A 23030-nucleotide genomic window follows, 5' to 3' on the forward strand; every position below is an offset into this window, starting at 1 on the left:
GCCCTCAGGCCTTGACCTTCGCCCGGGCGCGTTCGGCGAGGAGGTTGGTGAGCCAGTCTGGGTCCATCTGCGGCACGGAGGAGAGGAGGAGCTCGGTATAGGCCGGGAAGGGCGGGTTCAGCACCTGCGTCTTGGGGCCCTGCTGCACCACCTTGCCACGGTGCATGACCACGATCTCATCCGAGATGGCGCGCACCGTGGCGATATCATGGGTGATGAAGAGGTAGGAGACGTTGGTGTCCTTCTGCAGCTTCATTAGCAGCGTGAGGATTTCCTCTTGCACGATCTGGTCGAGCGCCGAGGTGACCTCATCACAGATGATGATGTCGGGCTCGGCGGCGAGTGCGCGGGCTATCGAAATGCGCTGCTTTTGGCCGCCCGAGAGTTCGGTCGGCAGGCGGTCGATGTAGCTTTCGTCGAGTTCTATCGAGTCGAGCAGCTCCGCCACCTTGCGGTCACGCGCCGCACCCTTGATGCCGTGGTAGAATTCGAGCGGGCGGCCGATGATGTCGCGGATCGTCTGCTTCGGGTTCAGCGAAGTGTCCGCCGACTGATAGATCATCTGGATCCGGCGCAGCGTGTCCTTGTCGCGGTCCTTCAGCGCGCGCGGCAGGGGCTTGCCGTTGAACAGGATCTCGCCCTTGGTGGGCGGCAAGAGGCCGGTGATGGCGCGCGCCAGCGTCGACTTGCCGGAGCCCGACTCGCCCACCACCGCCACGGTGCGGCCGCGCGGCAGGCTGACGGTGACATTGTCGAGCACCTTCACGACGCCCGAATAGGACGCATCGACGTTGCGCACGCTGAGCGTCACGTCATCGCTGATCGACTCCTCCTTGGCGAGCTTGCGCACCGCCCAGAGCGTCTTCGTATAGTCCTTCTTGGGCTCCTTCAGCATCTCGCGGGTGGGGGCTTCCTCCACCTCGAGGCCGTGGCGCAGCACCATGATGCGGTCGGCCATCTGGGCCACCACCGCGAGGTCGTGGGTGATATAGATCGCCGCGGTGTGGAACTCCTCCACGATGTTGCGCATCGCCGCCAGTACCTCGACCTGCGTGGTAACATCCAGCGCCGTCGTCGGCTCGTCGAAGATGATGAGATCGGGGCGGCAGGACATGGCCATGGCCGTCATGGCGCGCTGCAGCTGGCCGCCAGACACCTGGTGCGGATAGCGGCCGCCGATGCTCTGCGGATTGGGCAGCTGCAGGCGGCCGTAGAGATCGACCGCGTCGGCCACCGCCTTGTCGCGCGGCATCAGCCCGTCGCGCACCGCCGTTTCGACCGTCTGGTCGATCAGCTTGTGGGCGGGGTTGAAGGAGGCTGCGGCACTCTGCGCCACATAGGCGATGCGCGCTCCCCAGAGCTTCCGCTTCTCGTCTTCCGAGACGGCGCGCAGGTCGATGCCGTCGAACATGATGGTGCCGCCGGCGATCCGGCAGCCGGGACGCGCGAAGCCCATGGCGGCAAGCCCGATGGTCGACTTGCCCGCACCCGATTCGCCGATGAGGCCCAGCACCTCGCCGCGCTTCAGGGTGAGGTCCACCCCCTTGACGATAGGATGCCACACGCCATCCGAATTGCCCTCGATCTTGAGGCCGCGGATTTCGAGAAGGGCTTCCCCCTTCACACGTTGCTTGTTGTCACTTTTCATCGCGCAGGCCGCTGGTCTTGTGGAGGAACCAGTCCACCACGAAATTGATCGCCACCGTCAGCAGCGCGATGGCCATGGCGGGGTAGAAGGGCGCCGGGATCCACGGGAAAGTGCGGACGGGGAAGGTGATGAGCGTCTTGCTCTCGGCCACCATGGAGCCCCAGTCGGCGGTGGGCGGCTGGATGCCCACGCCGAGGAATGACAGCGCCGCGATGGTGAGGAAGACGAAGCAGAAGCGCAAGCCGAATTCGGTGATGAGCGGCGGCAGGATGTTGGGCAGCACTTCCTTGAAAATGATCCAGCCCATCTTCTCGCCGCGCAGCTTGGCCGCCTCGACATAGTCCATCACCACCACGTTCAGCGCCGTGGCGCGCGCGAGGCGGAACACGCGGGTCGAATCGAGCAGCGCCAGAATGAGGATGAGGTTAAGGATGCTCTTGCCGGCGACCGCCAGCAACATCAGCGCGAAAATCAGCACGGGGATGGCGAGGAAGGCGTCGACGACGCGCGAGATCGCCTGGTCCAGCCAGCCGCGCTTCAGCGCGGTGAGCACGCCCAGCGTGCCGCCGATGGCGAAGGACAACAGCGTCGTCAGGAAGGCGATGCCGATGGTGTTGCGGGCGCCATAGATGAGGCGGGAGAACAGGTCGCGCCCGATCTGGTCCGTGCCGAGGAAGAACTGTTCGCCCGCAGGCTGATAGGCCTTGCCCACCACCTCGGCCTCGCCGTGGGGCGCAAGCCAGGGCGCGAAGATCGCGGCGAGCACATAGATGAGGATCACGATCATGCCGAACCAGGCGCTGATGGGCGCCGAGGCCAGCGTACGCTTGGTGTTTTCCCAAAACGTGCGGCGGGCGCGGACGGAGCGGAGCTGTGGAGCTTGCGCGGTCATTTGGGGTGCAGCAGCCTTGGGTTGGTGACAATCGACACGATATCGGCCGACAGGTTGAGCAGGATGTAGGTGGCCGCGAAGATCAGCGCGCAGGCCTGCACGACCGGCATGTTGCGGCTCGACACCGAGTCGACCATCAGCTGCCCGATGCCGGGATAGACGAAGACGACCTCGACCACCACGACACCCACAACCAGATAGGCGAGATTGAAGGCGATGACGGTGGCGATCGGCGCCCAGGCATTGGGCAGCGCGTGATGGATGATGGCGTCGCGCTGCGACACGCCTTTGAGCCGGGCCATTTCCATGTAGGGGCTGGCCAGCAGGTTGATGAGGGCCGCCCGGGTCATGCGCATCATGTGGGCAACGATGACGAGGGTAAGCGTGATCGACGGCAGTGCCGCGCGGTAGATATGCTCCAACAGCGATGTGCCTTCCGACACGGTCGACAGCGACGGGAACCACTTCAGCTGGATGGCAAAGAAGAACATCAGGAGATAGGCGATGAAGAACTCCGGCGTCGCGATGGTGGTCAACGTCGCTGCATTCACCGCCCGGTCGAACAGGCTGTTGCGGTGAAGCGCCGCCATGATGCCGAGGAACAGCGCCAGCGGAACGGCAAAGATGGCCGTCATGATGGCGAGGAAGAAGGTGTTGTAAAGGCGCGGCGCGATGATGGCGGAAACGCTCTTCTTGATCGAGCCGCCGGCGCCGGCGTACGAATAGCCGAAATCGCCGTGCAGCACGTTCCCGATCCATTCGAAGTAACGCAAGGCAGCCGGGCGGTCGAGGCCCAGCTGGTGATTGAAGGCGGCCACCGTTTCCGGCGTGGCGCCCTGTCCGAGGATGGCTTCAGCGAAGCCACCCGGCAGCATTTCAAGGGACGCGAAGATCATCACCGACACGACGAAAAGCGTCAGCAATCCAAGCCCCAAGCGCTGCAGTACGGTCTTCAGAACCGGATGCATGCCTCTCCCCTGGGCCTCTTTGCGGACCCGTTCGTAAAATAGTAGCAGAACTACCGATCATGCCCAGCGAAATGATGGGGGCCGCCGAATGGCCACTGCCGCGCCGCTACTGCGTGACTCTCCGGCCCCCGGCGGCGCGCATCCCGCCAAGCTGCGTCCCGGCCGCCAAGATCCGGCTCCGTGATGGCGTCTCTGTTAATGCCAGCGGCCAAGCAACGCCCGACGAAAGGACCCCGTCAATCGCTTGACGGGGTCTGGTCAACTAAATCCAGAAATCAGGCGTAAGTTACGCCATCCACCAGCGCTCATACATGAAGCCACCGTCGTGGTCGAAGTCGGTGTTGAACTCGCCATGTCCGATCGCGTTGCTCAGCGCGCCGACGTAATTGTTGAACATCAGCACCACCTGGCCGCCGTCGTCATGCACCAGTTGCTGGCACTCGGCATACATGGCCTGGCGCTTGGCTTCGTCCGTCTCGGCACGGGCCGCAACGAGCAGCTCGTTGAAGCGCGGGTTCTTCCAGCGCGTGTCGTTCCAGGCCGCATCGGCCGCCATGGAGATCGACAGGAAGGCATCCGCCGTCGGACGGCCACCCCAGTAACACTGGCACCAGGGCTTCTTGATCCAGACGTTGTCCCAGTAGCTGTCGTTCGGCTCGCGCACGACGTTGATCTCGATGCCCGCGGCCTTGGCCTGCTCGGCCATCAGCAGCGCGGCGTCGACGCCCCCCGGGAAGGCCGCGTCGGACGCCGAGAGATCGACCTTGAGGTTTTCCATGCCGGCTTTCTTCAGCAGCGACTTGGCCTTCTCCGGGTCATAGGTATAGACCGGCTCGGGCTGGATCGCATATTTGAGAGAAGGCGCGAGCATGTTGTCGTTGCCGGCCGAGCCATAGCCGTAAAGGATCTTGTCCACCAGTTCCTGGCGGTTGATCGCCCACTTGAGCGCCTGGCGCACCTCGAGCTTGTCGAAGGGCGCTTGGTCGACCAGCATCGGCGCCGAATAAAGCGCGGTGCCCGACACATTGTAGAGCGAGGTGTTCGGCGCGTTCTTCACGATGTCGATGGTCTTGGGATCGGCACGGTCGATGAAGTGCACTTCTCCTGAGAGATAGGCGTTGGTGCGGGCTGCCACGTCGATGATCGACAGAAGTTCGATCGCATCGAAGTAGGTGGTGCCGAAGTAGTTCGGGTTGCGCTCGGCGGTCATCTTCACGCCGGGCTCGAAGGACTTGAGGATGTAGGGACCGGCGCCGATGCCCTTCTCCCACTGGATCTTGCCGCCCTCGGAAGGATACATGGCAAGGTGGTAGTCTGAGACCAGATAGGGGAAGTCGGCGTTGCCGCCGCTCAGCTCGAACACCACGGTGTCCGGGCCATCGGCCTTCGCCGAGACGAGGTTCGACAGCACACCCTTGGCCGGCGACTTGGAATCCGGTCCGATGTGGTAGTTGATGGTGGCGACCACATCATCAGCCGTCAGCGTCTTGCCGTTGTGGAAGGTGATGCCCTTCTTGATCTTGAACACCCACTTCTTTGCGCCGTCCGACGGCTCGAAGCTTTCGGCGACATGCGGGATGACTTCGTTTTTCGGGCTGATCTGAACGAGCGGCGCGCCCATCACGGACTTGCCCCAGGCGAAGGTGAAGCCATTGGACCAGGTGGCCGGATCGAGGGAGTCTGTGGTCTGGCCATGGCCAACGGCGGCCTTGAAGGTGCCACCCTTCTTGGGCTCGGCGCGCGCGGCGCGGGTGAACATGGCCTGCGCGGCCGCCAGCGTGACGCCCGAGGCCATCACGAACTGGATGAAGTCGCGGCGCGACAGCTTGCCGAGGCCGACGGCCTTTTCGGCGGCCTTCAGTTTCATTTCGAATTCGGTCATGCGTCTCTCTCCTTAAGTGACCGTCAGTGATAGGCTATGGGGATGGTGCCGGGGGCCGCACAGAAATACTCTTCGCGGCCCGATGCCTGCGCCTCTCCCACGTCCGTTCATCTTTATCCTTGGGGCCTTAGGCCCTATCCACGCAAACCTGTCACGGGGATTTCCGTCCGTCAATCAAAGTTGCACAGGGCAGCGGGGAATACTACTAACGATTTGGACAGGTTTCGGGCGAAAAGCGACATGAGATCAGGACGCGAGGTCTTCGGGCTTCACCTTGTAGGTGGTGGAGCAGAACTCGCAGGTGACGCCGATCTCGCCATCGGTCACCATGTCGGCGCGGTCCTCGGCCGGGAAGCGCGAGAGCATGCGGGCAATGCCCTCCTGTGAGCAGCTGCAATAGCGCTCCAAATGTGTCGCTGGGTAAGCCGTTACCCCGTCTTCGTGATAGAGACGGTAGAGCAACTGTTCCGCCGGGAGCTGCGGGTCGAGGAGCTCATGCGCCTCCACCGTGTCTAGCAGCAGGCGGGCCTTCACCCAGTCATCGTTTTCTTGCGGTGCAACATCGGTGCCCTCCGGCGCGTCGCCGGAATGAGTGGGGAGAGGGCTGGAGCCCCCTTCGCGCGGCAAGTGCTGCACCATGATGGCGCCGGCCCGCCACGCCTCGCCCTTGTTGCCGCGCTGGATCAAGGGTCCGGCCGCCATGCGCAGCCTCGTGGGGATCTGTTCGGATTTCTCGAAATAGCTGTGCGCGGCCGCGGTCAGGTCTGCGCCGTCGAGCGGCACGATGCCCTGGTAGCGCTCCATGTCCGGCCCCTGGTCCACCGTCATGGCCAGATAGCCGGTGCCGAGGAGCTCAGCCTGGGTGGGGGTCTTCGGCGCCGCCACGCGCGCCGCATCAAAGCGGGCATAGCCCCTGATCTTTCCGGGGGCGACATAGTCGGCGACGATCATGTCCACCGGGCCGTCGGTCTTGGTCTGCAGGATGAACTTGCCGTCGAACTTCAGCATGGCGCCGAGGATGGCCGCCAGCGCCACAGCTTCGGCCAGCAGTGCGGAGACGGGTGCAGGATAGGCGTGGCGGTGCAGTATGTCATCGACCGCGGGTCCGAGGCGCACCAGCCGGCCGCGCACGCCCAGGGGTTTCACCTCGAAAGGCAGAATCAGGTCGCCGGCCGTCAGCGCAGCCGTATCGGCCATCATGCCCCCAGGCAGTGCAGCAGGATGGCCTTCTGCACATGGAGGCGGTTCTCCGCCTCGTCCAAGATCAGCGAATTCTGCGAGTCGATCACCTCGTCCGTCACCTCCTCGCCGCGGTGGGCGGGCAGGCAGTGCATGAACTTCGCGTTGGGCTTGGCCAGGCGCATAAGCTTGGCATTCACCTGATAGGGGCGCAACAGGTTGTGGCGGCTGGCCGAGTCCGTGTTGTGCATGGACACCCAGCAGTCTGTGATGACGCAGTCGGCGCCCGCCACCGCCTCTTCGGGCGACGTTGTAAGCGACACGTCCGCACCGGCGGCTTTGGCCCAGTCCATCACCCCGCGGGCGGGGGCAAGCTCTGCCGGCGCGCCGATCCTGAGGCGCCCGCCGAGGCGGCCCACGGCCTGCACCCATGAGGCCGCGACATTATTGCCATCGCCCACCCAGCTGATGGTCAGGTCCTTCAAGGGGGCCAAATGCTCTTCCAGTGTCATCACGTCGGCCATGACCTGGCAGGGATGGGTGAGGTTGGTGAGGCCATTGATGACCGGAACGCTGGCTGCGGCGGCAAGTTCCGTCACCGTCTCATGCGCCGCCGCGCGGATCATGATGGCATCGACATAGCGCGACAGCACGCGCGCCGTGTCGGCAATGGTCTCGCCGCGGCCCAGCTGCATTTCGCTGCCTGTCAGCACCAGCGTGTCGCCGCCCAGCTGCCGCATGCCCACCTCGAAGGACACGCGGGTGCGCGTGGAGGGCCGTTCGAAGATCAGCGCCAGCATACGGCCCTTCAGCGGCTCATCCGTTTCGCGCAGGCCCTTCGGGCAGCCTTTGCGCGCATCCTTCATGGCGCGCGACCTGGCGATGATGCCGTTCAGCGTCGTGGCGTCAAAATCGGAGATATCGAGAAAATGCTTCGGAATACTCATGGGAACCGTCATGGGAATTAAGGAGTCAGGCCTTGGCTTCGAGCGCCTTGCAGGCGCGGTCGAGCTTGTCCACGGCCTCGGCGATGTCTTGATCGCTGACGATAAGCGGCGGCAGCAGCCGCACAACATTGTCGCCCGCACCGAGGACAAGGAGATGCTGGTCCAGAGCGGCCGCCTGCAGTGCGGTGTTGGGGACCTTGCACTTGATGCCCATCATCAGGCCCGACCCACGGATCTCATCGATGATGGTGGGGTGGCTGTCCTTGAGTGCCGCCAGTTTCTGCTTCAGCGTGAGCGCGCGCTGCTGCACGTCCTCGAGGAAACCTTTCTTGAGGATCACGTCGAGCACCGCACTGGCCACGGCGGTGCCCAACGGATTGCCGGCGAAGGTGGAGCCATGCGTGCCCACCGTCATTCCGACTGCCGCCCTTTCGGTGGCGAGGCACGCGCCGATCGGAAAGCCGCCACCAATGCCCTTGGCGATCGCCATGATGTCCGGCGTGATACCGGCCCATTCATGCGCAAACAGCTTGCCGGTACGCCCAACACCCGTCTGCACCTCGTCCAGCACCAGCAGAATTCCATGGGCGTCGCAGAGTTCGCGCAGCCCCCTCAAGCACTGCGGCGGCACCGGGCGGATGCCGCCTTCACCCTGAACAGGCTCGATCAGAATGCCGGCCGTCTCGGGTCCGATGGCCGCCTTCAATGCGTCGTGATCACCGAATGCAACCTGGTCGAACCCATCGACCTTGGGTCCAAAGCCCTCGAGATACTTGGCCTGGCCGCCCGCCGCGATGGTGGCCAGCGTCCGGCCATGAAAGGCGCCCTCGAATGTGATGAGGCGATAGCGTTCCGGATGTCCTGTGGCCGAATGATACTTCCGCGCCATCTTGATCGAGCACTCGAGAGCCTCAGCCCCGGAGTTGGTGAAGAACACGGTGTCGGCAAAGGTGTTTTCGATCAGCTGCCGCGCCAGCTTCTCCTGGCCCGGCATCTGATAGACATTCGAGGTGTGCCACACCTTGTTGGCCTGTTCGATGAGTGCCTGAAGCAGATGCGGGTGGCGATGGCCGCAACTGGTGACCGCGACGCCAGACCCAAAATCGAGATAGGCTTCACCTTCCGGTGTGAACAGTCGCGCGCCCTCGCCCCTGTCGAAGGCAACCTTCGCGCGGGCATAGGTGGGCAGAACGGGCGTGATCATGGCGGAACCTTGTTGTTGAAATCAAAAGGCGCCCGCCGTGTTGGGTGGGCGCCTCGCAGCGAAGTGCTTATAATTCCAGGGCCGCGCGGGGTCAATGACGCAGGGGCGGCCGGATGATTCACGCGGTCCGGGGCGTGATTCACGGTTGTCCACACTGAGTCAAAACAGCGCAGGGACAGCCGATTCCTGCCGCTGATAAGGTTTGTTTAACCAAGGCGCGGGGCACGGAAACTGGGGAAAACAGGTCCGATTCCAGCGCAGAAGGTTGCGAGTGAGTCACCGCATATTGTAGGGTCGCCACGATCAGCTACGACATGTAGCGGCTAACGGTCAGTTTGGCGAATGAACACGCCGGGACGGAGCAGGTCCGGCGAGGAACGAGGGATTCCGTTGCCGGAACAGCATGAAGTCAATCATGGAGGGGCGAAATTGTCCTGGACTGATGAGCGCGTCGAGCTTTTGAAGAAGCTCTGGACGGAGGGTTTGAGCGCCAGCCAGATCGCCGGCCGGCTTGGCAATGGCGTCACCCGCAATGCCGTGATCGGCAAGGTGCACCGCCTCAACCTGTCGGGCCGGGTGCAACAGCAGCGCGTCACGGCGCCGCGCGCGCCCCGGAAGCAGCGCGAGCCGAGCCTCGCGCCGCGCGCTGGCGGCTCCATGCCCAGCATGCCCACCGCCGGCTCCGCGGCGCTGAAGCCGATGATGCGGGCCGAAACCCACATCCGCCCGGCGGCGATCCCCGAGCCGCAGCCGCTGCGCCTCGTCGACCTGCCGAAGGACGGCCGCGTCACCATCCTCCACCTCTCCGACAAGACCTGCAAATGGCCGATCGGCGACCCGGGCTCGGAAGACTTCTGCTTCTGCGGCCACGGCCCCCGCGAGGGCTCGCCCTACTGCGAGTATCACGCCAGGCTCGCCTACCAGCCGATCCAGGACCGCCGGAACCGCAAGGCCAGCTACGGCTGAAAGGAGTCTTTTCCCGCCCCTTCGGCGGGAGACGAAGGGACCCGCTGCGAAGCAACGGGGAGATGAGGGGAAGTAGATTACATGATCCTCAAAGACCGCGTCCCCTCGCCTACCCCGGCTGCGCTTGGACCCGCTCATCTTCCGCGGCGCGGGAAAGGCCGGTTCAAGTCGTTCGCCCGAACCGCTCATCAAATGAATAGCCCATGCCGCGCACGGTGCGGATCGGGTCTGCCTCGCGGCCGCGGCTCAGCGACTTTCTCAGACGGCCGACATGGACGTCGACCGTGCGCTCGTCGACATAGACGTCATGGCCCCACACCGTGTCGAGCAGCTGCGCGCGGGAATAGACGCGGCCCGGGTTGCGCATCAAGTGTTCGAGCAGCTTGAACTCGGTGGGCGAGAGATTGACGTCGCGTGTTGACCGCGTGACGCGCCTGGTCTTGCGGTCGAGCGCGAGATCGCCGGCCTTCAGCTGGTCGGCCACCGCATCGGGGTTCGACCGGCGCAGGATGGTGCGGATGCGGGCGAGCAGCTCCGGCACCGAGAAGGGCTTCACCATGTAGTCGTCGGCGCCGGTGGCGAGGCCTCGCACGCGCTCGGCTTCCTCGCTGCGCGCGGTGAGCATGATGATGGGAATGTCGCGGGTCTCGGGCTTGGCGCGCAGCAGGCGGCAGACCTCGATCCCCGAAATTCCTGGCAGCATCCAGTCCAGCACGATGAGATCCGGCCGTTCGCCGGCGACGAGCCGCGCCACCTCTTCGCCTTCCGCCGTGTGGCGCACGCGGTAGCCTTCCGATTCGAGATTGTAGCTGAGGAGGATCTGAATCGGTTCCTCGTCTTCGACAACAAGGATGGAGGCGCTCATCTGCCGTCGGACCCTTCGAGGTCGATGCGCATGGCGGCGGTCACGTCCTTCTTCGGACGGCCCTCGCCCAGCGGTTTGCCGTGAACGAGATAGTGGATGTTCTCGGCGATGTTGGTCGCATGGTCGCCGATGCGCTCCATGTTCTTGGCGCCGAACAGGAGATGCGTGCACAGAGAAATGTTGCGCGGGTCTTCCATCATGTAGGTCAAGAGCTCGCGGAAGATCGAGTTGTAGAGCGCGTCCAGCTCCTCGTCCGAGCGCCAGACCTCCATCGCCATGCCGGCGTCGGTGTGCGAATAGGCGTCGAGGATGTTCTTGAGCTCCACCTGGGCGAGGCGGCCCATGCGGGTGACGCCGGCCATGAGCTTGCGCGGCAGCTGGTCCGACATGGCATGGGTTCGCTTTGCCGTGTTCTTGGCGAGGTCGCCGATGCGCTCGAGGTCGGAGGCCACGCGGATCGCCACCATGATCTCGCGCAGGTCGCGCGCCACCGGCTGGCGCCGGGCGATGGTCAGGATCGCCTTTTCCTCGATCTGGTGTTCGAGGACGTCGACGCGCTCGTCGTTCTGGATCACGCGGTCGGCGAGTGCCGTGTCGCGCCGGGTGAGCGCATCGATCGCGTCATCGAGTTGCTGTTCGACGAGGCCGCCCATCTGGGCAAGCATCGTCTTGAGCTGCGAGAGGTCCTCGTCATAGGCCTTCACGATATGGTCCGACATCTCTTGTCTCCTCAGCCGAAGCGGCCGGTGATGTAGTCCTGGGTGCGCTTTTCCTGCGGCGCGGTGAACATCTCGTCGGTGTCGCCATATTCCACCAGGGTCCCCAAGTGAAAGAACGCGGTGAGCTGCGAAACGCGGGCTGCCTGCTGCATGGAATGGGTGACGATGACGATGCAGTAATTCTGGCGCAGCTCGTCGATCAGTTCCTCGATGCGGGCCGTGGCGATGGGGTCCAAGGCCGAGCACGGCTCGTCCATCAGGATCACCTCGGGGTTGACCGCAATGGCGCGCGCGATGCACAGGCGCTGCTGCTGTCCGCCGGAGAGGCCGGTGCCCGGATTCTGCAGGCGGTCCTTCACCTCTTCCCACAGGCCGGCTTTGCGCAGACTCTTCTCCACGATCTGGTCGAGCTCCGTCTTGTCCCTGGCAAGCCCATGAATGCGCGGTCCGTAGGCCACATTCTCGTAGATCGGCTTGGGGAAGGGATTGGGCTTCTGGAACACCATGCCCACCTTGGCGCGCAGCTGGACGACATCGATGTTGGGGTCATAGATGTCATTGCCGTCGACAGTGATGTCGCCCGTCACCCGGCATGCCGGGATGGTGTCGTTCATGCGGTTGATGCAGCGCAGGAAGGTGGACTTGCCGCAGCCCGAAGGGCCGATGAAAGCCGAAACCGAACGGTCCGGAATGTCGATCGACAGGCTCTTGATGGCTTGTTTGTCGCCATAATAGACGTCGACGTCGCGCGCCGTGACCTTGAACTGGCCACTGGCGAGCGCCTTCGGCTTTTCCGGGGTGACGAGTGTCTGGTGGGGGACGGGGGCGTTCATGACTCTTTTCCTTACCAGCGGCGCTCGAAGCGCTTGCGGAGATAGATGGCGGCGGCATTGAGGGCGAACAGCACGACGAGCAGGACGATGATGGCCGCCGCCGTCTTGGACTTGAAGGCCGCTTCCGGCAGGTCCGACCACAGGAACACCTGAACGGGGAGCGCGGTGGCGGCACTGGTGAAGCCCGAGGGGATGTCGGCGATGAAGGCGACCATGCCGATCATCAGGAGTGGCGCTGTCTCGCCGAAGGCGCGGGCGAGGCCCAGGATGGTGCCTGTCATGATGCCGGGGAGCGCCAAAGGCAGCACGTGCTGGAACACCGCCTGCTGCTTCGAGGCGCCAACGCCGAGGGCTGCCTCGGTGATCGACTGCGGCACAGCCTTCAGCGCGGCGCGCGAGGCGATGATGATGGTGGGCAGCACGAGGAGCGCCAGAACCAGGCCGCCAACCAGCGGCGCCGATCGCGGCAGGCCGAAGAAATTGAGAAACACCGCGAGCCCTAAGAGACCGAAGATGATGGAGGGCACGGCGGCGAGGTTGTTGATGTTCACCTCGATCAGGTCGGTGAAGCGGTTCTTGGGCGCGAACTGCTCGAGATAAATGGCGGCGGCAACCCCCAGAGGCAGGGCGAAGGCCAGCGCCACGGCGACCGTCAGGAGCGAACCCACCAGCGCGCCGCGGACGCCTGCAAGCTCCGCTTCGCGCGAGTCGCCCGCCGTGAAGAAGCGCCAGTTGAAGCCCGTCTCGACGCGGCCTTCGGCCTTGAGCTTTTCGAGCCACAGCGCCTGCACGTCGCTGATGCGGCGGTCCTGCTCCGGCACCGAGAGTGTCACGAGCTGCCACTGGCCCGCGGCCAACTGCTGCATGGCGGGCTCCATGGGGGTGAGCGCCTCGGCTGTCACATAGCCTGGCTTTGCGGCGGTGATGCGGAGGTTGACGGCTCCCGCCTGCACCAGCTGGCCGGGTAACGCTTCCGGCGACTTCTCCGGCGTGTCGCCGGTAATGAGGAAGCCCTCCTCGCCTTCGAGCGGCGCGATCTGTATCGCGCTGGCGCCGGGCGCCCGGGTGACGCCTGTCTGCTGGCCCTTGAGGTAGAGGTCGGCGTCATCGGAAAGGAGCGCGGGAACGGTGAGGGTCTTGCCGATGAGGGAGGGATCCGCCACCACCCTGCTGCGCAGGTCGTCGGAACCGCCAGTGGAGATGAGCCCGTTCAGCGCCTTCCTCAGCACGCGGCTGCTGGCCTCCGGGAACAGCGTCCTCAGCCCCTCGCGCAGCAGCTTGTCATAGTCGCCCGCCACGGGATTGGCGGCGTCGACCGCGGCAGGGTCGACCGTGACCTCGAGCTGGATCTTCTTCTCCAGGAAGGCGGGAAGGCCCTGCCAGACGATGGAGACGAGCAGCACGGCGAGGAAGGCCGCCGTCACCGCCAGAGCCGTCGCGCCATAGAAGCGGAATCGCCGCTCGGCACGGTAGCGCTTCGCGATCAACTCGCTGCGGAGCTCAGTCATACTGTTCCCGGTATTTCTGCACGATGCGGAGTGCGATGTAATTGAGGAAGAGAGTGAAGAAGAACAGCACGAATCCAAGCGCGAAGGCTGAGAGCGTCTTGGGCGAGTCGAACTCCTGGTCGCCAACCAGCAGGGTCGCGATCTGCACCGTGATGGTGGTGACGGCGGCAAGCGGATTAGCCGTGAGGTTGGCGGCAAGGCCCGCCGCCATGACCACGATCATCGTTTCGCCCACGGCCCGCGAGATCGCCAGCATGAAGGCGGAGACGATGCCCGGCAGTGCTGCCGGAATGACCACGCGCTTGATGGTCTCGGACTTGGTGGCGCCCAGCGCATAGGACCCGTCCCGGAGGCTCTGCGGCACGGCGTTGATGATGTCGTCCGACAGGGAGGAGATCAGCGGAACGATCATCATGCCCATGACAAGGCCGGCGGCCAGCGCCGACTCCGAGGCAACTTCGAGCCCCACTGAGATGCCGGCATTGCGGATGAGCGGCGCCACCACGAGTGCCGCGAAAAAGCCCAACACCACAGTCGGGATGCCAGCGAGAATTTCCAGTACGGGCTTGAGGACGGAGCGCAGGCGCGGTGTGGCGTATTCCGCCATGTAGATGGCCGAGAGCAGGCCCAACGGACCAGCCACGACGATGGCGATGAAGGTGACGAGGAAGGTGCCCGCAAGCAGCGGCAGGAAGCCGAAAGAGGGCGGTGTTCCGGTGGGCGCCCACTTGGTGTTGAGGAGGAACTCGAAGGGCGAGACGGAGCGGAAGAAGATCAGCGTTTCCCAGACAACGGAGAAGACGATGCCGATGGTGGTGAGAACGGCCACCCCCGAGCACAGCACAAGGACCACCAGCACCACGCGTTCGAACAGGTTGCGGGCTCGGAAATCAGGCGTGTCCTTGCCGTAGAGCGGAACGGCCGCGATTGCAGCGCCAATCACGGCGGCCACCGCCGTGAGCGGCGAGTGAACACCGAAGGCTAGTGCCGTGGCAATCGCCAGCGCGAGTCCGCCGATCAGTGCCGCAGCGGCGAGGAGATAGCCATGGTAGGAGGGAAGCGAGTGAAGCCTGACGCCTGCGGCGCCCTGCAGCGCGATGGCTCGCTGCCGGCCCGCCATATAGGCTCCGGCAGCGAGCAGGACGACCAGCAGGAGTGTCCAGAGAAACATCGGCTTCACCTCGGAAAGAGATAAGGACCAGGGGGCCGGTTCATCCGCGGTCCCCCCGATCCCGTCGTCATGCAGTTACTTGACGTCTTCCGACTTGAGGACCACGAGGTCCTTGGCAACTGCACGGGTCTTCTCGGCATCCTCGCCCGGAAGCGTCACGAGTCCCTTCTCGGCGAGGTAGCCGTCTTCGCCGATGGCCTTCTCGGACGTGTACTCGGCGATGAACTCTGCCATGCCGGGGATCGTGCCGATGTGCTGCTTCTTGACATAGATAAAGAGCGGACGCGCCACCTTATAGGAGCGGTCGGCGATCGACTCATAGCTCGCCTTCACGCCATCGATGGGAACGTCCTTGATGGTGTTGGCATTCTGCTCGATGGAGGAGAAGCCGAAGATGCCCAGCGCATTGGGGTTGGCCTGCAGCTTCTGGACGATCAGGTTGTCGTTCTCGCCGGCTTCCACATAGGCGCCGTCGTCACGGATGGTCTTCCACACGGCCTCGAAGGCCTTGGCGTCGGACTTCTTGAGGTCGGCGAGGCTCGGGAACTTGAGGGCGCCCGCTTCCATCACCAGTTCGGCGAAGCTGTCACGCGTGCCGGAGGTGGGCGGCGGGCCCAGCACCTCGATCTTCACGCCGGGAAGCGACGGATCGACGTCCTTCCAGGTCTTGTTCGGGTTGGGGATCAGCTTGCCGTCCTTGTCCGGCACCATCTTGGCAAGAGCCTGAAAGACCTGCTGCTTGGTGAGGGCCACGTCCGGCGCGTTCTTGGCCTGGGCGATCGACAAGCCGTCGAAGCCGATCTCGATCTCGACGATCTCGGTCACGCCATTCTTGGCGCAAGCCTCGAACTCGCCCTTCTTGATCTTTCGGGAGGCATTGGCGAAGTCGGGGGTGTCCTCGCCGACGCCGGCGCAGAACAGCTTGAGACCGCCGCCGGTGCCGGTGGACTCGACCACCGGGGTCTTCATGCCGGAGGACTTGCCGAACTGCTCGGCGACCGCGGTGGTGAAGGGATAAACGGTGGAAGAACCCACGATGCGGATCTGGTCGCGCGCGGCAAAAGCCGGCACGGCGGTCAGCGCCACGAGGCTGGCGGTCAAGAAGATGCGTTTCATGTTTTGTCTCTCCTGTCTGAAGGCCAGCGGACCCTAGGGAGGCCACAAAACGCTTATGTGACATATAGATTACAAAATTGTGACGATACAATTATTTGTTTTTATTGTATTTATTTCCATCACTCCGGAAAAGGCCGGGGTGACGGACAGAAGACATGGATGACGCCGGTCAAGTGGCCTTCACCGGCAGCCGCATCATGAAGGTGCTGCCCTTGCCCAGCTCGGAGGTGATCACCAGCCGGCCGCGGTGGCGGTTGATAATGTGTTTGACGATGGCGAGGCCGAGCCCGGTGCCGCCGCGCGAGCGGCTGTCCTGGACGTTGACGCGATAGAAGCGTTCGGTGAGGCGCGGAATGTGCTGCTCGGCGATGCCGGGGCCATGATCACGCACGCTGAGCTCGGCCCACTCGCCATTCCTGCGCAGGATAATCTCAACCAGCTTGCCGGTGCTTCCATATTTGAGCGCATTCTCGGCGAGGTTCTGCAGCACCTGCACAAGTTCGTCGCGGGAGCCTGTCACCACCACCGGGCCATCGCTCTCGAGCGTCAGCTTGCACTCGAACTCCCTTGCGAGGCCGAGGAGCACGTCGCGTACATGGGCGGAGACCTGGTTGAGGTCCACCTCGCCCGAGGGCCGGACATGCTCGTTCATCTCGATGCGCGACAGCGACAGAAGATCGTCGATCAGCCGGCGCATGCGCTCCGCCTGGCTTTTCATCAGTCCAAGGAACTTGTCCTGCGCCTTGGGATCGGACTTCGCCGGGCCCTGGATGGTTTCGAGGAAACCCGAAAGCGCGGTGAGTGGCGTTCTCAGCTCGTGGCTGGCATTGGCCACGAAGTCGGCCCGCATGCGCTCGATCTGCTGCTCGCGCGTCAGGTCGCGCAGCGTGATGAGGGCCCCCTTGCCGTCGCCGAGGCAGGAGACGTGGGCGCGGAAGGCGCGCGGCACGGGCACGCGGATTTCATAGTCGACGCTGGCGCTGCCCGCACCCGAGGCCGTGGCGGTGACGGCCTCCAGCACGTCGGGGGCGCGCAGCGTGGCGGAGAGGTGGCGGCCCGCAGGATCGGCCTCAAGCAGTTCCACCGCCTGTTCGTTGGCCAGCCGCACCACGCCCTGCGCATCCACCACCAGGGCCGGATCCGGCATGGCGTGGACGAGATCGGCAGGCTGCGGCGCGGCGTTGGGCATGGGCCTGAACACTCCGGGGAATGGAAGGAAACAGCCGCATGAACGCAGCATTGCAGCCCATATGGCAGATCGGTTGCCAGGAGACCAGCCCTTCAGCCGTACCGGCAGCCGGGCAGCACGCAAAGCATTTCATACAGGAAGTTCGCGCCGATCAGTGCGGTATTGCCTGCGGGATCGAGCGGCGGCGAGACTTCGACGAGATCGCCGCCCACGAGATTGAGGCCGCGGCAGCCGCGGATGATCTCGAGCGCCTGCCAGGTCGAGAGGCCGCCCACCTCCACCGTGCCCGTGCCGGGCGCGAAAGCGGGGTCCAGGCTGTCGATGTCATAAGTGAGATAGACCGGGTGATTGCCGATCATGGCCCGCACCTGCTCCATCAGCGGCGCCAGTGACTTGTACCAGCACTCCTCCGCCGTCACCACGGTGAAGCCCCGGCTCCTGGTCCAGTCGAAATCGTCCGGCGAATAGCCGGAACCGCGCAGGCCGATCTGGACGGACTTGTCGCAGGCAAGAAGATTCTCCTCCACCGCGCGGCGGAAGGGCGTGCCATGGGCGATCTTCTCGCCGAACATTTCGTCGTTGATGTCGGCATGGGCATCGACATGGATCAGCGCCACGGGCCCATGCTTCTTGCTTATGGCGCGCAGGATGGGAAGCGTCAGCGTGTGGTCGCCGCCCAGGGTCAGCGGCTTGCAGTTCTCGACGAGAATCGCGTCATAGGCCTTCTCGATGATGCCCACCGTCTTCTTCAAGTCGAAGGTGTTGATCGCCACGTCGCCGATGTCCGCCACCTGGAAGGACTCGAAGGGCCTGGCCCGTGTCGCCATGTTGTAGGGGCGGATCATGCAGGACTCGGCGCGTATCTGGCGGGGGCCATGGCGCGTGCCGGAGCGGTTCGAAGACCCGATGTCGATCGGCACGCCGGCGAAGCAGACATCGAGGCCCTTCGCATTCGGCTGCGTGGGCAGCCGCATCATGGTGGCGGGGCCGGCAAAGCGCGGCATGTCATTGCCGCCGAGCGGCTGGTTGAAGTCAGTCATGGTGGCTCCACATTCTTGCGCGGGCCATGATAGGGCGGCCCGGGGCGGAAAGGAACGCGCCGGGTGCAGGGCATCCTTGCGCGAAGGCCGGTACCTGCCCCCTTCATCTTGCTTTCGATGGGCGAGCTTGTAACGTGTCCGCAGCCCCGCACTCGCGCCGCACGGCGAAGCATCTTGAACGAGACCGAACAGAAATATGCCTGGCTGGAAGACCCCGGAATCCGCGATTTCCTGATCGCCGGCGAGCGCTTCTATCCACCCGATGCGGTGAGCTTCACCATGGCGGAGCAGCGGGTCTTCTATGACCGTTACTGCGCCCATTTCCGCAAGACCCGCCCCGCCGGCGTAACCGCCACTGACGTGGCCCATGGCGGCGTGCCCTGCCGCCATTACCGGCCCGACGGCGCGGCCGGCGCGCCGCTGCTGCTGTACCTCCATGGCGGCGGCTTCGTGGTGGGCGGGCTCGACAGCCATGACGACATCTGCGCCGAGCTTTGCGAGGGCGCGCGGATCGATGTGGTGGCGGTGGATTATCGCCTCGCCCCCGAGCACCCCTTCCCCGCCGCCTTCGAGGACTGCTGGGCAGTGCTGAAGGCGGTGGCCTCGGTCAATGCCGAGATCATCGTGGGCGGCGACTCGGCGGGCGGCAACCTCGCCGCGGCGCTGGCGCTGAAGGCGCGCGATGAGCAGGCGCCGCGGCTCAAGGGCCAGGTCTTGATCTATCCCGGCCTCGGCGGCGACATGAGCAAAGGTTCATATGTCGTCCAGGCCCATGCGCCGGGGCTCAGCACGGCGGACGTCCAGTACTACCGCGACACCTACAAGGGCGGGGACACGAAATTCGCCGAGCCGCTGCGCGAGACCGATTACCGGGGCCTGCCTCCGGCCTTCCTCGTCGCCGCGGGGCTCGACCCGCTGCATGACGACTGCTTCGACTATGCGGCACGGCTCAGGGCGGCGGGCGTCGAGGCGCAGGTGCGCGACGAGCCGCTGCTTGTCCACGCTTTTCTCCGTGCACGGAACATGAGCGCGCCTGCCCGCCGGAGCTTCGACGCCATCATCGCCGCCTGCGCAAGCCTTGCGCATTCCGGCCGCCTGCCACCCGGGAGGATCTGAATGACCATTACGACGCGCACCGACCTTCCCTACCGGGTGACGGTAATCGAGAACCTGTGGATCCCGCTCTCCGACGGCACGAAGCTCGCCGCGCGGGTGTGGATGCCCGGGGGGGCGGAGGAGACGCCTTTCCCCGCGCTGCTCGAATACCTGCCCTACCGCAAGCGCGACGGCACCCATGTGCGCGATGCGCTGACGCACGCCTATTTCGCCGGCCACGGCTATGTCTCGGTCCGCGTCGACATGCGGGGCAACGGCGATTCCGAGGGCCTGATGCTCGACGAATATGCCAAGCAGGAGCAGAACGACGCGGTGGAGGCGATCGCCTGGCTCGCGGCGCAGCCCTGGTGCAACGGCAAGGTGGGCATGTTCGGCATCTCCTGGGGCGGCTTCAACGCGCTGCAGGTGGCGGCGCGCAAGCCCACTGCCCTCAAGGCCATCGTGACCATCTGCTCGACCGACGACCGCTACGAGGACGACGTCCACTACAAGGGCGGCACGGTGCTGAACGAAATGCTGGGCTGGGCCGCCACCATGCTGGCCTATTCCTCGCGCCCGCCGGATCCGCTGATCGTGGGCGAGCGCTGGCGCGAGATGTGGATGGGGCGGCTGGAGAACGAGCCCTTCCTCGTCATCCCATGGCTCTCCCACCCGCACCGCGACGATTACTGGAAACACGGCTCGGTGTGCGAGGACTATGCGGCGGTGGAGGCGCCGACACTGGTGGTGGGCGGCTGGAACGATGCCTATTCCAACGCCGTGCCCCGGCTGATGAAGGGCCTGCGCACGACACGGAAGGCGATCATCGGACCCTGGGCGCACAAATACCCGCATTTCGCCGTGCCCGAACCGCGGATCGGCTTCCTGCAGGAATGTCTTCGCTGGTGGGACCAGTGGCTGAAGGGCGCCAACACCGGTGTCTCACGCGACCCTGACTATCGCTACTATGTGATGGAACCTTGGAAACCCGGGGCCTTCCCGGATAAGATCGAGGGCCGCTGGATCGGCGACAGCTTCTGGGGCTTCGGCCATGTCGAGACCAAGAAGTGGTGGTTGAACTCCGGCGGCATCGGACCCACGGCAGGCACGGAAACGCCGCTCTCCATCTGCTCGCGGCAGACCACGGGCGCGGACGGCGGCGAATACTGCATCATCTGGCTCGGCCCCGAATTCCCCGGCGACCAGGCGCGCGACGACGCGCAATCGATCACCTTCGACACGCCGGCGCTGATCGCCGACATCGACATCGTGGGCCAGCCGGTGGTGGAGCTCGAATTCTCGGCCGACAAGCCGGTGGCGCACATCGCGGTCAGGCTCAACGACGTGTGGCCTTCGGGCGAGGTTTCGCGCATCACCTATCATTTGCAGAACCTGTGCATGCGGGACAGCCGCGAGAATCCGATGCCGCTCGAGCCCGGCAAGCATTACCGCATGAAGATCAAGCTGGACGACATCGCCATGCGCGTGCCGAAGGGCCACAAGCTGCGCGTCGCGATCTCGACATCCTACTTCCCGATGATGTGGCCCGCGCCCGAGCCCGTGACACTCACCGTCTATGCGGGGAAGTCGCAGCTGCATTTGCCGCTGAGGAAAGACGTGGCGGGCGAGTCCCCTGTGACATGGCCCGAAGCCGAGGCCGCCCCGCCCGCCGACCAGACCGAGATCAAGCCCGCCTGGAACAAGCGCGAGACGGTGACGGACCCGGAGACCGGCGAACTGCGGATCGGGATCGTCGACGATTTCGGCGAACAGGAACTCCACCCGCATGGCCTGGTGATCGGCGGCGCGGGGCGCGAGAGCTATTCGATCATGCCGGACGACCCGCTCTCGGCGAAGATGGAAACGCACTGGACCGAAACGCGGCGGCGCGGCGGCTGGTCGATCCGCACCGAAACCTTCGGCCGGCTCACGGCCACCGCGCGCCACTGGATCGTGTGGGGCAGGATCGAGGCCTATGAGGGGGACGCACTCGTCTTCGAGAAGGAATTCAACGAGGAAATTCCGAGATTGCTGCAGTGACGCCCTTCTCCCGTCCGCCGGACGGGAGAAGGGCCGCGGCGAATGACAGGAATAAAAGTTTAAGGACGATTTTCCTTGATTTTAATTCCTAAGCGTGCTATATCTCCCGCGATGACGATGTTTCTGGCATGGCTGATCGGATGGGCGCTAGGACAGCTGCGACACCAGCTTGCCCATGAAGGCCTCGCATTTCCGCAATTCGGAGACGTCAATGTATTCGTCCGGCTTGTGGGCCTGTTCGATGGAGCCGGGGCCGCAGATCACCGCCGGGATTCCGATTTGCTGGAACAGGCCCGCTTCCGTGCAGTAGCTCACCGCATGGGTGGAATTCGCCCCGGCCAGATGGAGGGCGAGGCTCTCCGCCGGGCTGTCCTCCTCTGGCGCGAGGCCGGGGACGCTGTTGACGGCCGCCGTGGCGATGCCGGTTCCGGGGGCCACGGCCTGCATCGCCGGTTCGAGCGTGCGCGAGAAGGTTTCGAAACGGTGCGGCACATAAGCGGGGTCGGCGGTGGGCAACAGCCGCGTCTCCCACTGGAAGGAGCATTTGCGCGGAATGATGTTCTTGGCCGTGCCGCCCGCGATGACGCCGACATGGACCGTCGAATAGGGCGGATCGAAACGGCGGGTGGGATCGCCAAGCTCGATCAGGCGCCCGCGGATGCGGCCGATCTCCGACAGCAATTCGCCCGCCACCAGGATGGCATTGACGCCATGATGGGTGAGGCTGGAATGGGCTTCGTGGCCCGTGACCTCGGTCGAAAACGTGACGGCGCTCTTATGGGCGTTGACCACCTGCATGGAGGTGGGTTCGCCGACGATCACCGCGCGCGGCTTCGGCAGATTGCCGCGCATGTGGGCGACCAGCGGGCGCACACCCTTGCAGCCCACCTCCTCGTCGCAGGAGAGCGCAAGATGGATGGGCGACTTCAACTTGGCGGCGAGGAAGTTCGGCACTTCCGCCAGGCAGACGGCGAGGAAGCCCTTCATGTCGCAGGCGCCGCGGCCGACGAGGCGGTCCTCGCGCGCCGTCAGATCGAAGGGATCGGACGTCCAGGGCTGGCCATCGACCGGCACCACGTCGGTGTGGCCTGAGAGCACGATGCCGCCGGCAATCGCCGGGCCAATGGTGGCGAACAGATTGGTCTTCTTGTCCGCCTCATAATCGACGCGGAAGTGAGGAACGCCCCAGCCGCCGAGATAATCCTCGACGAATTCGATCAGGGGAATGTTGCCGCGGTGGCTCGTGGTGTCGAAGGCGATGAGGCGGCCCAGCATCTCCTCGGTCGAATAGCGGGTGCCTGTCATGATCTTCTTCAGTTGATGGGGTGTTTCTCGTGCGGGCTGTCGAGCGAGAAAGGCGGAATCTCGACATTGATGAACTCGCCGGAGGGAAGCTGCATCTGATAGGCGCCGGCCATGAAGCCTGACGAGGTCTTCAGCGGGCAGCCCGAGGTGTAGCTGTAGCTGTCGCCCGGCTTGAGGGTTGGCTGCTCGCCCACGACGCCGGCGCCGCGCACCTCCTGCACATGGCCCGCCGCATCGGTGATCTTCCAGTAGCGGGTGCGCAGCGTCACCGTCTCGCGGCCGTGGTTTTCGATTGTGACGGAATAGGCCCAGACGAAATGGCCTTCCTCCGGCTTCGACTGGCCATCGAGATATTTGGGGCGGACGATGACTTTGACGCCGCGGGTGATGCGCTCATACATGGCTTGCAGTTTAGCCCATGTGGCGGGGTTTTCCACAGCGAAGACACTTGCCAAGCCTGCAT

The 23030-nt window shown here is 64.6% G+C and carries 20 protein-coding genes; 3 read left to right on the plus strand and 17 right to left on the minus strand.

Annotation, left to right across the window (positions count from 1 at the left end):
- Nucleotides 1-4 precede the first annotated feature (4 nt).
- The 7 genes from IOC82_RS00715 to IOC82_RS00745 form a co-directional block, all read right to left on the minus strand.
- Nucleotides 5-1648 carry an ABC transporter ATP-binding protein gene (locus IOC82_RS00715; protein WP_290544248.1) on the minus strand — a complete coding sequence of 548 codons (1644 nt, stop codon included), beginning with the start codon at nucleotides 1646-1648 and terminating at the stop codon, nucleotides 5-7.
- Nucleotides 1638-2540 carry an ABC transporter permease gene (locus IOC82_RS00720; protein WP_290544249.1) on the minus strand — a complete coding sequence of 301 codons (903 nt, stop codon included), beginning with the start codon at nucleotides 2538-2540 and terminating at the stop codon, nucleotides 1638-1640. Before IOC82_RS00720 ends, IOC82_RS00715 begins: the two co-directional genes overlap by 11 nt.
- Nucleotides 2537-3508 (minus strand): ABC transporter permease, encoded by a 972-nt coding sequence (locus IOC82_RS00725; protein WP_290544250.1) that lies wholly within the window; start codon nucleotides 3506-3508, stop codon nucleotides 2537-2539. Before IOC82_RS00725 ends, IOC82_RS00720 begins: the two co-directional genes overlap by 4 nt.
- A 286-nt stretch (nucleotides 3509-3794) precedes the next feature.
- On the minus strand, nucleotides 3795-5390 hold the full coding sequence (locus IOC82_RS00730) for an ABC transporter substrate-binding protein (protein WP_290544251.1): 1596 nt from the start codon (nucleotides 5388-5390) through the stop codon (nucleotides 3795-3797).
- Between the two features lie 246 nt (nucleotides 5391-5636).
- Nucleotides 5637-6590 (minus strand): Hsp33 family molecular chaperone, encoded by a 954-nt coding sequence (locus tag IOC82_RS00735; protein WP_290544252.1) that lies wholly within the window; start codon nucleotides 6588-6590, stop codon nucleotides 5637-5639.
- Nucleotides 6587-7516, minus strand: coding sequence for an ornithine carbamoyltransferase (argF, locus tag IOC82_RS00740; protein ID WP_290544253.1), 930 nt, complete (start codon nucleotides 7514-7516; stop codon nucleotides 6587-6589). The genes IOC82_RS00735 and argF overlap by 4 nt, the downstream gene beginning before the upstream one ends.
- 25 nt (nucleotides 7517-7541) lie before the next feature.
- Nucleotides 7542-8720 (minus strand): aspartate aminotransferase family protein, encoded by a 1179-nt coding sequence (locus IOC82_RS00745; protein WP_290544254.1) that lies wholly within the window; start codon nucleotides 8718-8720, stop codon nucleotides 7542-7544.
- A gap of 429 nt (nucleotides 8721-9149) precedes the next feature.
- On the opposite strand from IOC82_RS00745, the gene IOC82_RS00750 reads away from it, so the two are divergent.
- Complete coding sequence (locus IOC82_RS00750; protein WP_290544255.1) at nucleotides 9150-9686, plus strand: GcrA family cell cycle regulator; 537 nt, start codon at nucleotides 9150-9152, stop codon at nucleotides 9684-9686.
- A gap of 163 nt (nucleotides 9687-9849) precedes the next feature.
- On the opposite strand, the gene phoB is transcribed toward IOC82_RS00750, so the two are convergent.
- The 8 genes from phoB to speB form a co-directional block, all read right to left on the minus strand.
- Nucleotides 9850-10551 carry a phosphate regulon transcriptional regulator PhoB gene (gene phoB, locus IOC82_RS00755; RefSeq protein WP_290544256.1) on the minus strand — a complete coding sequence of 234 codons (702 nt, stop codon included), beginning with the start codon at nucleotides 10549-10551 and terminating at the stop codon, nucleotides 9850-9852.
- A complete protein-coding gene (phoU, locus tag IOC82_RS00760; protein ID WP_290544257.1) occupies nucleotides 10548-11270 on the minus strand; it encodes a phosphate signaling complex protein PhoU in 723 nt (240 codons plus the stop codon). Before phoU ends, phoB begins: the two co-directional genes overlap by 4 nt.
- Nucleotides 11271-11281: 11 nt before the next feature.
- Nucleotides 11282-12103, minus strand: a complete 822-nt coding sequence (gene pstB / locus IOC82_RS00765) for a phosphate ABC transporter ATP-binding protein PstB (RefSeq protein WP_290544258.1) — start codon at nucleotides 12101-12103, stop codon at nucleotides 11282-11284.
- Between the two features lie 11 nt (nucleotides 12104-12114).
- Entirely contained in the window at nucleotides 12115-13611 is a 1497-nt protein-coding gene (gene pstA, locus IOC82_RS00770; protein WP_290544259.1) for a phosphate ABC transporter permease PstA, read from the minus strand.
- The gene (gene pstC, locus IOC82_RS00775) at nucleotides 13604-14782 is read right to left on the minus strand and encodes a phosphate ABC transporter permease subunit PstC (protein WP_290544260.1); all 1179 of its coding nucleotides are present in this window, start codon (nucleotides 14780-14782) and stop codon (nucleotides 13604-13606) included. Before pstC ends, pstA begins: the two co-directional genes overlap by 8 nt.
- A 75-nt stretch (nucleotides 14783-14857) precedes the next feature.
- Nucleotides 14858-15898, minus strand: coding sequence for a PstS family phosphate ABC transporter substrate-binding protein (locus IOC82_RS00780; protein ID WP_290544261.1), 1041 nt, complete (start codon nucleotides 15896-15898; stop codon nucleotides 14858-14860).
- Nucleotides 15899-16067: 169 nt separating this feature from the next.
- A complete protein-coding gene (locus IOC82_RS00785; RefSeq protein ID WP_290544262.1) occupies nucleotides 16068-17087 on the minus strand; it encodes an ATP-binding protein in 1020 nt (339 codons plus the stop codon).
- Nucleotides 17088-17179: 92 nt separating this feature from the next.
- Nucleotides 17180-18127 (minus strand): agmatinase, encoded by a 948-nt coding sequence (speB, locus tag IOC82_RS00790; RefSeq protein WP_290544263.1) that lies wholly within the window; start codon nucleotides 18125-18127, stop codon nucleotides 17180-17182.
- 174 nt (nucleotides 18128-18301) lie between these two features.
- Here speB and IOC82_RS00795 point away from each other — a divergent pair, with 174 nt between their 5' ends.
- Both IOC82_RS00795 and IOC82_RS00800 read left to right on the plus strand, forming a co-directional pair.
- Complete coding sequence (locus IOC82_RS00795) at nucleotides 18302-19243, plus strand: alpha/beta hydrolase (protein ID WP_290544264.1); 942 nt, start codon at nucleotides 18302-18304, stop codon at nucleotides 19241-19243.
- A complete protein-coding gene (locus IOC82_RS00800) occupies nucleotides 19244-21262 on the plus strand; it encodes a CocE/NonD family hydrolase (RefSeq protein WP_290544265.1) in 2019 nt (672 codons plus the stop codon).
- A gap of 147 nt (nucleotides 21263-21409) precedes the next feature.
- On the opposite strand, the gene argE is transcribed toward IOC82_RS00800, so the two are convergent.
- Together argE and apaG are read right to left on the minus strand one after the other, a co-directional pair.
- Nucleotides 21410-22567, minus strand: a complete 1158-nt coding sequence (gene argE, locus IOC82_RS00805; RefSeq protein ID WP_290544266.1) for an acetylornithine deacetylase — start codon at nucleotides 22565-22567, stop codon at nucleotides 21410-21412.
- An 8-nt stretch (nucleotides 22568-22575) separates the two neighbouring features.
- On the minus strand, nucleotides 22576-22968 hold the full coding sequence (apaG, locus tag IOC82_RS00810) for a Co2+/Mg2+ efflux protein ApaG (RefSeq protein ID WP_290544267.1): 393 nt from the start codon (nucleotides 22966-22968) through the stop codon (nucleotides 22576-22578).
- Between the last annotated feature and the right edge of the window lie 62 nt (nucleotides 22969-23030).

It is taken from the genome of Aestuariivirga sp. (assembly GCF_020252395.1).
In the GTDB taxonomy this organism is placed as follows: domain Bacteria; phylum Pseudomonadota; class Alphaproteobacteria; order Rhizobiales; family Aestuariivirgaceae; genus Aestuariivirga.